Here is an 11,923-nt window from a genome sequence, read left to right on the forward strand (position 1 = left end):
CTTATTCTTCACGAATGCCTGATAGTGCGGCGCGGGAAAGGACCAGCCGGGCACGTTCGATAACCGGGCTGTCGACCATTTTGCCGTTAAGGGAGACCACGCCACGGCCTTCGCGGGCCGCAGCTTCAGCGGCTTCCACCACCTGGCTTGCGTGTTCAACTTCTTTCTGCGTGGGCGCGTAGAGGTTATGCAGCAGCTCAATCTGACGCGGGTTGATCAGCGATTTGCCATCAAAGCCCAGCTGCTTGATGTGGGCGGCCTCATGCAGAAAGCCCGCTTCGTTGTTGGCATCGGAATAGACGGTATCGAATGCCTGAATTCCTGTGGCGCGAGCGGCCTGAAGAATGGAGGAGCGGGCGAACAGCAGTTCGATGCCGTCGGGAGAACGTTCGGTGCGCAGATTGCGCACGTAATCTTCTGCACCTAACGCGATGCCGATCAGGCGGGGCGACGCGTTAGCAATATTAACGGCCTGAGTAATGCCCTGCGCGGACTCAATCGCCGCCAGCAAACCGGTGCTGCCGGGTTCGCGACCGCAGGCTTTTTCAATTCTCAGGATCTCTTTTTCAATCTCAGTTACGTCCTGCGCGGTATCCGTTTTCGGCAAGCGCACAATATCGCAGCCGCCGCGCACTACCGCTTCCAGGTCGTCGATACCCCATTCGGAATCGAGCGCGTTAACGCGAACAATGGTTTCCACATCGCGGTAAAGCGGATGTTGTAAGGCGTGATAAACCAGCCGGCGGGCCGCATCTTTTTCTCTGAGGGCAACGGAGTCTTCCAGGTCGAACATCAGCGCGTCCGCAGGGTAGATAAACGCATTGCTGACCATGGCGGCATTCGCGCCCGGCACGAACAGCATACTGCGGCGGGTGCGGGCTTTGCGCTGGAGCAGGGAGGCAGAAATCACGGGCGCTCCTCCCAAGGCAGTGCGTTAAGACCTGCGGAACGTGCCAGGACGGTTTCCAGCCGGGCGCGTAAGATGCAGTCGAGTGCCCCTTTATCATCAATCGTGAGCTGCGCGGCTTTGACGTCATAGCGAGCAAGAACATCCAGAACGGTGGTGCGAATGGCGTCGCCAAACTGCTTCTCAACGCTGCTGTTGATTTGCAGGTCAATATCCGCGTTGAGCGGGGCGATGCGGATCATGACGTCGCCAGATTCAAGTGTGCCTGCGACGGCGGCCTGAGTTATCTTCATTTTTCACCTGTTAATGCGTGTAAAGCGTGGCGGGTTGCGGCACCGGTCTGATGGGTACCAACCATGTTTTGCAGGTAGCCCAGCGTGACGGCTGGCACCAGCGGCGCGATAGCCGAAAAATCTTTTTTGACCAGCAGCTTGCGCACCCATGAGGCAGAAATCGGCGTTTCCTGGAAACAAAGCCGCTCAATTTCCACCAGTTCAATGGCGGGCGCGGAAAGGTCGGGCGTGTTCAGCCAGTGACGCATATCGTGGTTATAGCGGGCAGTTACGGTGCAAAACGGCTCGGTGCCGACAAAGCGGTGCGTAATCCCCAGCGCGGGCGCAAGATACTGCCGAAAGATCTTGAGATCGATTTCGGTATAGCAGTAGTCAATAACACTCTGTTCTTTAATGAAATAGCAGGGGAAGGTGGCGCGGGAGATGATGTATTCGGACCCTCTGTGTACCGTTAATCTGGCGATATCCGCCGTGCCTTTCAGCACTAAATCAAACCGGTCTTCATAGGGGAAACGCGAGGTATCTTCTTTTACCAGAAACAGATGCAGCCAGTCGCACTGCGCCGCTGCCTGCTGGATCACGTAACGGTGTCCGTTGGTGAAAGGGTTAGCGTTCATCACGATACAGCCAATTTTTTTCCCTTCCCGACGCTCGCGGGCAAGCGAATCGGCATAGCGCTTCAGACGCGTCTTACTGTTTTCCATCAGCACCATAATGCCCGGCACGGAGGTTATCGTTGCAAAACCGCACTGCTTAAAAAGCGTTTCATAACCGGTTTTGGTGTAAATGAAGAGATGCGTGCAGTGCTTTTCATAAGCGAGGTTAATCAGTTCTGTGGCCAGCGATAACGCCAAACCTTCGCCGCGCACCGATTCACTGATGGCGACGCATTTAATAATATTTCCGGCAATACCCCCGCAGGCGATCAGCGTATCGTCACGCCTGACAGTAATAAAAACCTCGACCGTTTTATCTACGCTAAGATCGTTTTCTTTCAGAAATTGCTTTATTTCGGCCATCTTGTGCATTTCTGAACGTTTTACTTGCGTGAAGACGTTATTACCCAACATGTTAAGCGGCGTCCTGACAGACATAAGTAAGCAGAGGCGGTAATGCTACAACCAGGCAGAAGGGGGAATACTGGGCGAGCGCAAGAAACAGGCGTTTTTTTGCGGTTAACGTTATAAACCGCTTGCTTGTATAACAATGGTTGAGGCAGGAGCAAAAAGGTTGCCTGAACAGAACTCGCTCCGATGGCGTTCAGGCGTTACGGCAAAAGCGGCGGTTTAACGCTAAACAGTGATGGCTGTCCCGGCCAGCATCAGCTGCCAGTTTCCGCCACTCAGGGCGTCACGCGCGCTGTTACTCAACTGCGTATCGGTGATAATGGTGTCGAAACAGTCAAGCGGCAGGGCAAGAAAAGTGGCGATTTTGTTATATTTTGAGCTGTCGCTCAGTAAAACGCGCCTGCTGCTGACCTCGCAGACCGTCTGTTTTACCGTCACTTTCTCCTCATCGGGTGTGAACAACCCACGCGGTCCCCAGCAGGATGCCGAGATAAAAGCGATATCAATGGCCAGATTGCGCAGGCTGCGTGCCGCGCTCTCCCCGACACACGATCGATTCTCACGGCAAACTGTACCGCCGGTATGGATGACCCGGCACTGGCTGGCCTCCATTAACAGGTTGGCCACCATAAAATCATTGGTCACAACCAGAACATCATCCCGATCCAGTAGCTCACGGGCCAGCGCCAGCGTGGTCGTCCCGGCGTCAATATAGATGCAGCTGTTACGCGGAATATGCTGCGCGGCGTAGCGGCCAATCGCCTGTTTTTCAGCATTCGCCAGCGAGGTTTTGGTCAGATGTGAAGGCTCTGCTGCCAACCGTTCTGCCGAGCGGACGCCACCCGAAACCGAAAGCAGCGCGCCTTGCTCCTCCAGCTTCTGCACGTCGCGGCGGATGGTCATATGCGATACGCCAAGCCGTTCTGTCAGTTCAGAAAAGCTCACCACGCCGCGTTCGGCCACCATTGCCAGGATTTGTTGGTGTCGTTCAACCGGGATCACATCGACTCCTGTGAAAATTTATCAATTTTTCACAGTGTAGTGGAAAAGATCTTTTCTGCGAACCAGAAATGACGAGGCTTAACTTCATTTTTCCCTGAACGGTCGATATAGAGCAAGGCGTGATACGGGATGTGAAAAAATGTGCTCATTCAATCGCCAGGTCAGTTTTGTGACATCAGGCACATTTATTCCGCACGCAAGCTGGCACGATTAACAACATTGAACAAATAATCACTTAATTTAACAGCGGAGGCTAACAGTGCCACTTGCAAATGTTTGTGTCATCGGCTTGGGTTCGATGGGAATGGGCGCAGCGACGTCATGTATTCGTGCAGGTCTGAACACCTGGGGTGTCGATCTCAATCCTGCCGCGCTGGAAACGCTGCGTCAGGCTGGCGCACAGGATGCGCAGAGCTCGGCCGACAGTTTTGTCGAACGACTTGAAGCCGTGCTGCTGCTGGTGGTCAACGCCGCGCAGGTCAACAGCATTCTGTTTGGCGACAACGGGCTGGCAGCAAAACTGAAGCCGGGCACGGTGGTGATGGTTTCTTCCACTATTTCCGCTCAGGACGCTCAGCAGATTGAACAGAAGCTTACCGCTCATCAGTTGCTGATGCTGGATGCGCCGGTATCCGGCGGCGCGGCAAAAGCGGCCACCGGCGACATGACGGTGATGGCGTCCGGCAGCGATGCTGCTTTTGAACGACTTCAGCCGGTTCTCGAGGCGATTGCTGCGAAGGTCTACCGCATCGGTAGCGAAATCGGCCAGGGCTCAACGGTGAAGATTATCCACCAGCTGCTCGCTGGCGTGCATATCGCCGTGGGGGCGGAAGCGATGGCGATGGCTTCACGCGCCGGTATCCCGCTTGAAACAATGTATGACGTTGTCACCAACGCGGCCGGAAACTCCTGGATGTTTGAGAATCGCATGCGCCATGTGGTGGATGGCGACTACAGCCCGAAATCCGCCGTCGATATCTTTGTTAAGGATCTCAACCTGGTGGCGGAAACCGCGAAATCGCTGCATTTTCCGCTGCCGCTGGCCTCTACCGCGCTGAATATGTTTACTGAAGCCAGCAACGCGGGCTATGGCCGTGAAGATGACAGCGCGGTGATTAAGATTTTCAGCGGTATCACGCTGCCACAAGGTAAGGAGGGAGTATGACTCGCCTGGGCGTCATTGCCGATGACTTTACCGGCGCAACCGACATCGCCAGCTTTCTGGTGCAAAACGGTCTCTCTACCCTTCAGTTCAACGGCGTGCCGCAGCAGCACGATGCGCCCACCACGCAGGCGATTGTCATCAGTTTAAAAACCCGCTCCTGTGGTATTGAGCAGGCCGTGCAGCAGTCGCTGGCCGCGCTGAAATGGCTGCAGGAGCAGGGCTGCGACCGCTTTTACTTCAAATATTGCTCGACCTTCGACAGCACGGAAAAAGGCAATATTGGCCCGGTAACTGATGCCCTGCTGGCCGAGCTGGGTGAAACGCAAACGGCGATCTGCCCGGCGCTGCCGGTAAATGGCCGTACTGTCTATCTTGGACACCTGTTTGTCGGCGAGCAGTTGCTGTCCGATTCCGGCATGCGGCACCATCCGGTTACGCCGATGACCGACAGCAACCTGCTGCGTTTAATGGAAAAGCAGGCAACGGGCAAAGCCGGGCTGATTAGCGCTGCGGTGCTCGATCAGGGTGCCCGTGCGGTAGCGAAAAAGCTGGCTGAGCTGAAAAACCAGGGCGTGAACTACGTGGTGCTGGATACGCTGAACGAACAGCATCTGCTGACGCAGGGCGAGGCGCTGGCTGATATGCGGCTGGTAACGGGCGGTTCCGGTCTGGCCATCGGACTGGCACGCCAGTGGGCAACGGGCAATGGCGCTCGCGGTGAGGCCGAAGCGGCGGGGCGTCCACAAGGCGAACGCGCGGTGGTGATTTCCGGTTCCTGTTCGCAGATGACCAATAAACAGGTTAATGCCTATCGTCAGCAGGCACCTTCTCAGGAAGTTGACGTCGCACGCTGTCTGGATCTCGATAAGGCAGGCGACTATGCACAACAACTGTGCGACTGGGTCGCGGCCAACAGCGACCAGCCGCTGGCACCGTTGCTTTACGCCACGGCTGATGCGCAGGCTTTGCAGGCAATTCAGCAACAGTATGGCGCGCAGCGCAGTAGCGAAGCGGTCGAAAATCTGTTTTCCGCCGTGACCCGGGAGCTGAAGCGTCGTGGCTGGCAGCGTTTCATTGTGGCGGGCGGCGAAACCTCTGGCGTGGTGGCGCAGAGCCTCGACGTGACCGCTTTCCATATTGGCCCCTCGGTTTCACCCGGCGTCCCCTGGGTACGCGATATCGACCAGCCGCTGTCGCTGGTCCTTAAATCAGGCAATTTTGGCGATGAACAGTTCTTCCGCCGCGCACAAACGGAGTTTTCTTTATGACTGAACAGCAGGCACGCCAGGAGATGGTCACGCTGGGCGCCTCCTTCTTCGCGCGCGGTTACGCAACCGGCTCCGCAGGCAATCTTTCTTTGCGCCTGGAAGACGGCACGCTGCTGGCCACGCCGACCGGCTCCTGTCTGGGCGAGCTGAATGGCGAGCGGCTTTCTAAAGTGACGCTGGAGGGCGAATGGCTCTCCGGCGACAAGCCTTCAAAAGAGATTGCTTTTCATCGGGCGCTTTATCAGAACGATCCCAGCTGTAAAGCGGTAGTGCATCTTCACAGCCATTACCTGACGGCGTTCTCCTGCCTGGAAGGGCTGGATCCGCACAACTGTATTCGTCCGTTCACGCCTTACGTTGTTATGCGCGTGGGCGACGTGCCGGTGGTGCCTTACTACAAGCCGGGCGACCAACGCCTGGCGGAAGATTTAGCCGGGCTGGCAGGACGGTATCGTGCGTTTTTACTCGCCAACCACGGCTCCGTCGTAGTGGGAAAATCGTTGCGCGAAGCGGCTGACAATACCGAAGAGCTGGAAGAGACGGCGCGCCTGATTTTTACCCTGGGCGACCGCGCCATCAGATACCTGAATGATGATGAAGTTGCCGCGTTAAGGAGCCGATAATGCCAAAATTTGCCGCTAATTTGTCCACGCAGTTTACCGAAGTGCCTTTTTTAGCGCGCTTTGCCGCGGCGGCCGCTGCCGGATTTGAAGCCGTGGAGTTTCTGTTTCCTTATGACTATCCGGCCGCGCAGCTAAAACAGCTGCTGGACGATAATCATCTCAAACTGGTGCTGTTTAATACCGCAGCCAGGAACGTGCAGGCAGGAGAATGGGGCGTGTCGGCGATCCCCGGTCGTGAAGCGGACGCCCGGGCCGATATTGACAATGCGCTGGCTTACGCCGTGGCGCTGGAGGTGCCGCAGGTACATATCATGGCTTCCGTGGTGCAGGAAGGGATGGACCGCGATGCCTGCGTTGAAACGCTCATCAGCAATATCCACTATGCGGCAGATCGCTTTGCACCACACGGCATCAACATTTTGCTGGAAGCGCTAAGCCCGAAGATTAAACCAAACTACCTCTATTCAAGTCAGTATCAGACGCTGGACGTCATGGCGCGTATCGACCGGCCAAACGTTTTTACCCAGCTCGATCTGTTCCATGCCCAGCTGGTTGACGGCAATCTGAGCCAGCTGATCCGTGCTAATCGGGGCCGCTACCGCCACGTGCAGATCGCCTCTGCGCCGGACCGGCACGAACCTGACGAGGGTGAAATCAACTATCCGTGGCTGTTTAGCCTGCTGGATGAAGTGGGCTACGACGGCTGGGTCGGCTGCGAATATATTCCGCGTCATTCGACGCTGGAAGGCCTCGGCTGGTTCCAGCCCTGGGCGAAAAAGCCCTGAAAACCTGCCACCGGCGTTGCTGCGCCGGTGTCTTCTTACCTCTGCCTGCACCAGGCAACCCTGCGCCTTACTTTAAAACGATAAAAAATATCTGAGGTTTACCATGTCCACCGCCTTGCTGTTAGCTATCGCGACCGCCAGCATTGTTATTCTGCTGCTGCTGGTCATTAAAGCCAAAGTTCATCCGTTTGTGGCCCTGCTGATTGTCAGCCTGCTGGTTGCTTTTGCCACCGGCATTCCGTCCGAAAAAATTATGGAAATCATCATGAGCGGCATGGGCGGGCTGCTCGGTCATATCGCTATTATCATTGTGCTGGGGGCGATGCTCGGCGCGGTGATCGAGGCCTCGGGCGGCGCGGAATCGCTGGCCCAGCGCTTTAGCAAAACGCTGGGCATCAAGCGTACCGTCGCGGCACTGACCATGGCGGCGTTTATTCTGGGAATTCCGGTCTTTTTCGAAGTCGGCTTTATTATTGTTATCCCACTGATTTATGGCTTTACCAAAGTTGCCCGCGTCTCGCCAATGAAGTTTGGTCTGCCGATGGCGGGCGTGATGCTGACGGTGCATGTGGCGTTGCCGACGCATCCCGGGCCAGCGGCGGCGGCGGGGATCCTGCACAGCGATATGGGCTGGCTGATGATGCTGGGGATCGCCATTTCGATTCCGGTTGGCGTGGTGGGCTACTTTGTGGCAAAAGCGATGAATCGCCGTCGCTATCAGCTTTCGGTGGAAGTGCTGGAAAATTTGCAAATGGCGAAACCGGAAGGCGTAGAGAAGAAAAATGAACCGGCTCCGCCCGGCGCGCTGATGATCTCCGGGCTGATTGTCGTCCCCATCGCGTTAATTGTGCTCGGCACGCTGGCACATTCGCTGCTGTCGGAAGAGAGCATGCTGCGTAAAGTGATGATGGTTATTGGCACGCCGCCGATTGCCCTGTTAATCGCGCTCGCGCTGGCTGCATGGTTGCTGGGTCTGCGTCGTGGCTGGAGTAAGGATAAGCTGGAGGATCTGACCGGTCGCGCCATCCCCGGTTCGGCCAGCGTGATCCTGGTGGCCGGTGCAGGTGGTGCATTCGGCAAGGTGCTGGTGGAATCCGGCGTGGGCAAAGCGCTGGCAACCACGCTGGAAACGCTGCATTTGCCGCTGGTGCCGGCCGCGTTTATTCTGTCGCTGGCGCTGCGGGCATCACAGGGTTCCGCCACCGTGGCGATCCTGACAACCAGCGGGCTGCTGACCACGGCGGTCGGCGGTGCAAATGAGATGGAAAGGGTGCTGGTAACGCTGGCGGCCTGTTTTGGCGGGTTGGGGTTGTCACATGTTAACGATGCGGGCTTTTGGGTGGTAACGCGTTATCTGGGCCTGTCGGTGCCGGATGGCCTGAAGACGTGGACCGTACTGACCACCATTATGGGCCTGAGCGGTTTTGTCCTCACCTGGCTGGTTTGGGCTCTGGTTTAAGTGAGTGCTCCCTGGCCCGCTGGTGTTGCTGGCGGGGCAGGGAGCAGGGTAACAAGCGGGTTCTATCCCGCCTTATCTACCATCGCAATACGGATAGCGCTCAGGTTTTCCTCAACGCCCACTGACACGGTTATATTAGGATCCTTGCCGGTCCAGCAATCTCCGCTGATATTGCACACTCCTCCTTTTTTAAAACCATTTTGTGCCAGGTAAGTGTTAATGCGGCTGGTATCCGTTGTGCCGGAAAAATCTGCCCGATAGATCAGTGCTGGGTTAGGCCCGGATACATTGCTGTAGTGGAAGCTGTAGGTGTTGCTAACGCGTGGCATGTTTTTCAGTAATTCTGGAGTATAAAAATCATACTCCCGTTTATCCTGTTCCGTGTAGTCAGCACCGTCAGCAAATTCCATCATGAAATATTGCAAGCCATAGAATAGGCCAATTATGCAGACAACCAGCATGACCAACATAATTTTTAATGATGTTTTCATGTCCGTGGTTCTCTGCTGCCGAAATGGATAAAGCCGCGATTAGGGTCAACAATACCGACATCTTCAGATGTCCATCGGTTATAAGGAGTGACGGTTCTCATGAATTTTGGTAATTGTCCAAAGCGTGGTCTGCTGTTGGGGGAATGAACCGGGTCAGGAAATAGCAGCGGTTTGAAAGTTTCATTTTTCCACGAACCTACTTTCCCGTAATGGTCCCACCGTCTTAAAGCATCTTTTCTGCTTACCGGTTTCAGGTGGCTGAACACGTTGTTCATACACGCCATAACCTGGTAAAAGCCGAGCAGGTCCGATACCAGATCTTCACCGCTGAATCCGCTATCTGTAGCCCAGCTGAAAGGGAAAGTCCCCTGAAGCCCCTCAAATCTTCGGGCTACTGTCATCATCATAGCAAGAGCAATACTTTGCTTTTGTTGATATGACAGTCCTTTTTTGAGTCGCCAGGTGATTGACTTACCCACCGTCAAACGACGTTTAAGGCCGACCATCGATTGTTTATAGGTAACATCGTAAGTTGGCCCACTCTGGGATTCACCCCGAAGCATTTGCGCCCACAAATTGCGGATATCAGCACCCTGTGCATGCCCAAGGTCCACCCAGCCCAATACTTCCGTATATATCAACCCGTATGAACTTCTTTGTGCCAGATTGCCATCAATAATTTCGCTTCTTGTACTCATCCTTATTACCCTTCCATTTGGTAGCGGCCATCAGATATCGACCGAGATTTTCCGTTAACTCCATAAATAGCAACGCTACTTTAGCACGCATTAAAAGCTACAAACTCAATATATCGCATGGAAAAAATGCTTAATCAAAATGTGTTTAGCATCAGGCAAGTTGGTCAGCAGCAGGTCAGGCAGATACCCACCTTTTATGCGGCGATCGGCAATATGTCGGTAAAGGCAAAAATTTTTTCATCCGACCGAAACTTTTACCGTTTCTCCGGCGAACCTATGATTAAGGAAACAATTCCTGTTATCTGTCATTCAATGGAGAGCATTATGCGTATGAAAAACAATCTGAAAACAGTCGTTGCCGCCTCACTTTTAGCCCTTAGCCTGCCCGTGACGTCCGCTTTTGCTGCCTTACAGGTGGGTGAGAAAGCGCCTGACTTCAAGCTTGAAGCCGCACTGGCCGGTAAAGCAACGACCTTCTCACTTCAGCAGGCGTTGCAAAAAGGGCCGGTCGTGCTCTATTTCTTCCCGGTGGCGTTTAGCGCGGGTTGTACACTGGAAGCGCACGATTTTGCCGAGGCCACCGATGAGTTTAAAAAGCAGGGTGCGACAGTGATTGGCGTTACTGCCGGCAATACCGATCAGATTGCTAAGTTCTCCCAGCTGGAATGTCGCGATAAATTTACCGTCGCTGCCGATCCGGGTGCAAAAGTCGCCACTGAATATAAAAACACCCTGGAAATAAAGGGGAAAACTTATTCAGACCGCACGTCTTATGTGATTGCGCCGGACGGTAAGATCCTGCTCAGCTATACCGATAAAAACCCGGATGCGCATATTGAGAAAGCGATGGAAGCAGTGAAAAAATATCGTCAGGCCAACCCGGCTTAATTTTCTAACCTGAGTGGATTTATTATGCTGACCGCAATCGCTGCCGCTTTCCTTGGCGGCCTGATCCTGAATTTAATGCCGTGCGTCTTTCCGGTCATCTCGCTGAAAGCGTTGAGCCTGATCCGCCATCACGACAAGCCCGGACACGCCCGGGCGGAAGGGCTGGCTTTTTTGCTCGGCGTTGTGCTCACTATGATCGCACTGGTAGCGGTATTGCTGCTGGCGCGAGCTGGCGGCGCTTCCGTCGGGTGGGGCTTCCAGCTGCAATCTCCGCTGGTTATTGCGCTGTTGATCCTGGTGATGTTGGGGTCGGCGCTTAATCTTTTTGGCCTTTTTGAGGTCGGACTGGCAGTGCAGCGGGTTGGGGGGATCGGCGGCGATCGCGGCGGTTTGATTGGTTCGGCGCTGACCGGCGCGCTGGCTATCGTTGTCGCTACGCCGTGTAGCGCACCGTTTATGGCCAGCGCTGTCGGCTATGCACTGACTCAGCCGCCTTTCATTAGCGTGGTGATCTTTATTTCGCTGGCGCTAGGCTTTGCGGCACCGTTTACTTTGATTTCGTTTTTCCCGTTACTGGCGCGCGTGTTGCCTGCGCCTGGTGCCTGGATGATTACGCTAAAACACGGCCTGGCGTTTCCGATGCTGGGTGCGGTGGGCTGGCTGATTTGGGTGTTAGAGCGTCAGGCAGGATCGGCCGCGCTGGCTGCGATTCTGGTCTGCTGTCTGTTATTCAGTTTTGCCGCCTGGCTGTATGGCATGGCGCAAAAACGCCGTATGATGGGTAAAGGCCATTGGGGGCTGCACATTGCAACGCTGGTGTTTCTGCTGCTGGTGGTGCCGCCACTGGCAAACCTGAAAACAACCGCCACCTCACCGAATGGTGCAGAAGCTTCTGAAGCGGCGGCTGCCGTTGCCTGGTCGCCACAAAATGTCGACGCCATTAAAGGGCAGGGTAAACCGATTTTGGTTAACTTCACCGCCTCGTGGTGCATTACCTGTCAGGTTAACGACCGTAGCTCGCTCTCTACACAAGCGGTGAAAACGGCAATGGCACAGACCAGCACGATTTATATGGTCGCGGATTCAACCAAATATAATCCTGATGTCGAACAGGCACTCAGCGATTTTGGCCAGGGTGGACTGCCGCTTTATGTGGTTTATCCGGCCGATGGCGGCAAACCTGTCGTGCTGCCGCAGGTACTGACGCCGCGTATCGTGATTTCGGCGCTGGAACATGCCGCGGTAAGCGACAAAAAATCCTGAAACTGACGAGTAAA

General features: G+C 55.1%; 13 protein-coding genes. 7 read left to right on the top strand and 6 right to left on the bottom strand.

Features of this window, described 5'->3' with window-relative positions:
* Position 1 precedes the first annotated feature (1 nt).
* The 4 genes from citE to ygbI all read right to left on the bottom strand — a co-directional run bounded on the left by citE (position 2) and on the right by ygbI (position 3,269).
* Positions 2 to 910, bottom strand: coding sequence for a citrate (pro-3S)-lyase subunit beta (citE, locus tag AAGQ96_RS10640; protein WP_147197881.1), 909 nt, complete (start codon positions 908 to 910; stop codon positions 2 to 4).
* Complete coding sequence (citD, locus tag AAGQ96_RS10645) at positions 907 to 1,200, bottom strand: citrate lyase acyl carrier protein (protein WP_147197884.1); 294 nt, start codon at positions 1,198 to 1,200, stop codon at positions 907 to 909. The genes citE and citD overlap by 4 nt, the downstream gene beginning before the upstream one ends.
* Positions 1,197 to 2,270: a [citrate (pro-3S)-lyase] ligase gene (citC, locus tag AAGQ96_RS10650; protein WP_342755497.1), complete on the bottom strand. Its 1,074-nt coding sequence runs from the start codon at positions 2,268 to 2,270 to the stop codon at positions 1,197 to 1,199. The genes citD and citC overlap by 4 nt, the downstream gene beginning before the upstream one ends.
* A gap of 222 nt (positions 2,271 to 2,492) precedes the next feature.
* Complete coding sequence (gene ygbI, locus AAGQ96_RS10655) at positions 2,493 to 3,269, bottom strand: DNA-binding transcriptional repressor YgbI (RefSeq protein WP_147197888.1); 777 nt, start codon at positions 3,267 to 3,269, stop codon at positions 2,493 to 2,495.
* Positions 3,270 to 3,528: 259 nt separating this feature from the next.
* Here ygbI and ltnD point away from each other — a divergent pair, with 259 nt between their 5' ends.
* The 5 genes from ltnD to AAGQ96_RS10680 all read left to right on the top strand — a co-directional run bounded on the left by ltnD (position 3,529) and on the right by AAGQ96_RS10680 (position 8,569).
* The gene (ltnD, locus tag AAGQ96_RS10660; protein WP_342755498.1) at positions 3,529 to 4,434 is read left to right on the top strand and encodes an L-threonate dehydrogenase; all 906 of its coding nucleotides are present in this window, start codon (positions 3,529 to 3,531) and stop codon (positions 4,432 to 4,434) included.
* Complete coding sequence (gene otnK / locus AAGQ96_RS10665; RefSeq protein ID WP_342755499.1) at positions 4,431 to 5,702, top strand: 3-oxo-tetronate kinase; 1,272 nt, start codon at positions 4,431 to 4,433, stop codon at positions 5,700 to 5,702. Before ltnD ends, otnK begins: the two co-directional genes overlap by 4 nt.
* Entirely contained in the window at positions 5,699 to 6,325 is a 627-nt protein-coding gene (locus AAGQ96_RS10670) for an aldolase (protein WP_342755500.1), read from the top strand. Before otnK ends, AAGQ96_RS10670 begins: the two co-directional genes overlap by 4 nt.
* The gene (otnI, locus tag AAGQ96_RS10675) at positions 6,325 to 7,110 is read left to right on the top strand and encodes a 2-oxo-tetronate isomerase (RefSeq protein ID WP_342755501.1); all 786 of its coding nucleotides are present in this window, start codon (positions 6,325 to 6,327) and stop codon (positions 7,108 to 7,110) included. Before AAGQ96_RS10670 ends, otnI begins: the two co-directional genes overlap by 1 nt.
* A 103-nt stretch (positions 7,111 to 7,213) precedes the next feature.
* The gene (locus AAGQ96_RS10680; RefSeq protein WP_342755502.1) at positions 7,214 to 8,569 is read left to right on the top strand and encodes a GntP family transporter; all 1,356 of its coding nucleotides are present in this window, start codon (positions 7,214 to 7,216) and stop codon (positions 8,567 to 8,569) included.
* A 62-nt stretch (positions 8,570 to 8,631) separates the two neighbouring features.
* On the opposite strand, the gene AAGQ96_RS10685 is transcribed toward AAGQ96_RS10680, so the two are convergent.
* Both AAGQ96_RS10685 and AAGQ96_RS10690 read right to left on the bottom strand, forming a co-directional pair.
* On the bottom strand, positions 8,632 to 9,060 hold the full coding sequence (locus AAGQ96_RS10685) for a hypothetical protein (RefSeq protein ID WP_342755503.1): 429 nt from the start codon (positions 9,058 to 9,060) through the stop codon (positions 8,632 to 8,634).
* Positions 9,057 to 9,758, bottom strand: coding sequence for a hypothetical protein (locus tag AAGQ96_RS10690; RefSeq protein WP_342755504.1), 702 nt, complete (start codon positions 9,756 to 9,758; stop codon positions 9,057 to 9,059). Before AAGQ96_RS10690 ends, AAGQ96_RS10685 begins: the two co-directional genes overlap by 4 nt.
* A 324-nt stretch (positions 9,759 to 10,082) precedes the next feature.
* On the opposite strand from AAGQ96_RS10690, the gene AAGQ96_RS10695 reads away from it, so the two are divergent.
* Both AAGQ96_RS10695 and AAGQ96_RS10700 read left to right on the top strand, forming a co-directional pair.
* Entirely contained in the window at positions 10,083 to 10,646 is a 564-nt protein-coding gene (locus AAGQ96_RS10695) for a peroxiredoxin (protein WP_147197906.1), read from the top strand.
* Positions 10,647 to 10,670: 24 nt separating this feature from the next.
* Entirely contained in the window at positions 10,671 to 11,909 is a 1,239-nt protein-coding gene (locus AAGQ96_RS10700) for a thioredoxin family protein (protein ID WP_342755505.1), read from the top strand.
* Positions 11,910 to 11,923 lie beyond the last annotated feature (14 nt).

It is taken from the genome of Pantoea sp. MBD-2R (assembly GCF_039134845.1).
Taxonomy (GTDB): domain Bacteria; phylum Pseudomonadota; class Gammaproteobacteria; order Enterobacterales; family Enterobacteriaceae; genus Erwinia.

Excerpts from the sequence above, each read along its gene's own strand:
- AAGQ96_RS10700 (WP_342755505.1), top strand. The coding sequence starts at position 10,671 with ATGCTGACCGCAATCGCTGCCGCTTTCCTTGGCGGCCTGATCCTGAAT.
- AAGQ96_RS10685 (WP_342755503.1), bottom strand. The coding sequence starts at position 9,060 with ATGAAAACATCATTAAAAATTATGTTGGTCATGCTGGTTGTCTGCATA.
- AAGQ96_RS10695 (WP_147197906.1), top strand. The coding sequence starts at position 10,083 with ATGCGTATGAAAAACAATCTGAAAACAGTCGTTGCCGCCTCACTTTTA.
- otnK (WP_342755499.1), top strand. The coding sequence starts at position 4,431 with ATGACTCGCCTGGGCGTCATTGCCGATGACTTTACCGGCGCAACCGAC.
- AAGQ96_RS10680 (WP_342755502.1), top strand. The coding sequence starts at position 7,214 with ATGTCCACCGCCTTGCTGTTAGCTATCGCGACCGCCAGCATTGTTATT.
- citD (WP_147197884.1), bottom strand. The coding sequence starts at position 1,200 with ATGAAGATAACTCAGGCCGCCGTCGCAGGCACACTTGAATCTGGCGAC.
- AAGQ96_RS10690 (WP_342755504.1), bottom strand. The coding sequence starts at position 9,758 with ATGAGTACAAGAAGCGAAATTATTGATGGCAATCTGGCACAAAGAAGT.
- AAGQ96_RS10670 (WP_342755500.1), top strand. The coding sequence starts at position 5,699 with ATGACTGAACAGCAGGCACGCCAGGAGATGGTCACGCTGGGCGCCTCC.
- otnI (WP_342755501.1), top strand. The coding sequence starts at position 6,325 with ATGCCAAAATTTGCCGCTAATTTGTCCACGCAGTTTACCGAAGTGCCT.
- citC (WP_342755497.1), bottom strand. The coding sequence starts at position 2,270 with ATGTTGGGTAATAACGTCTTCACGCAAGTAAAACGTTCAGAAATGCAC.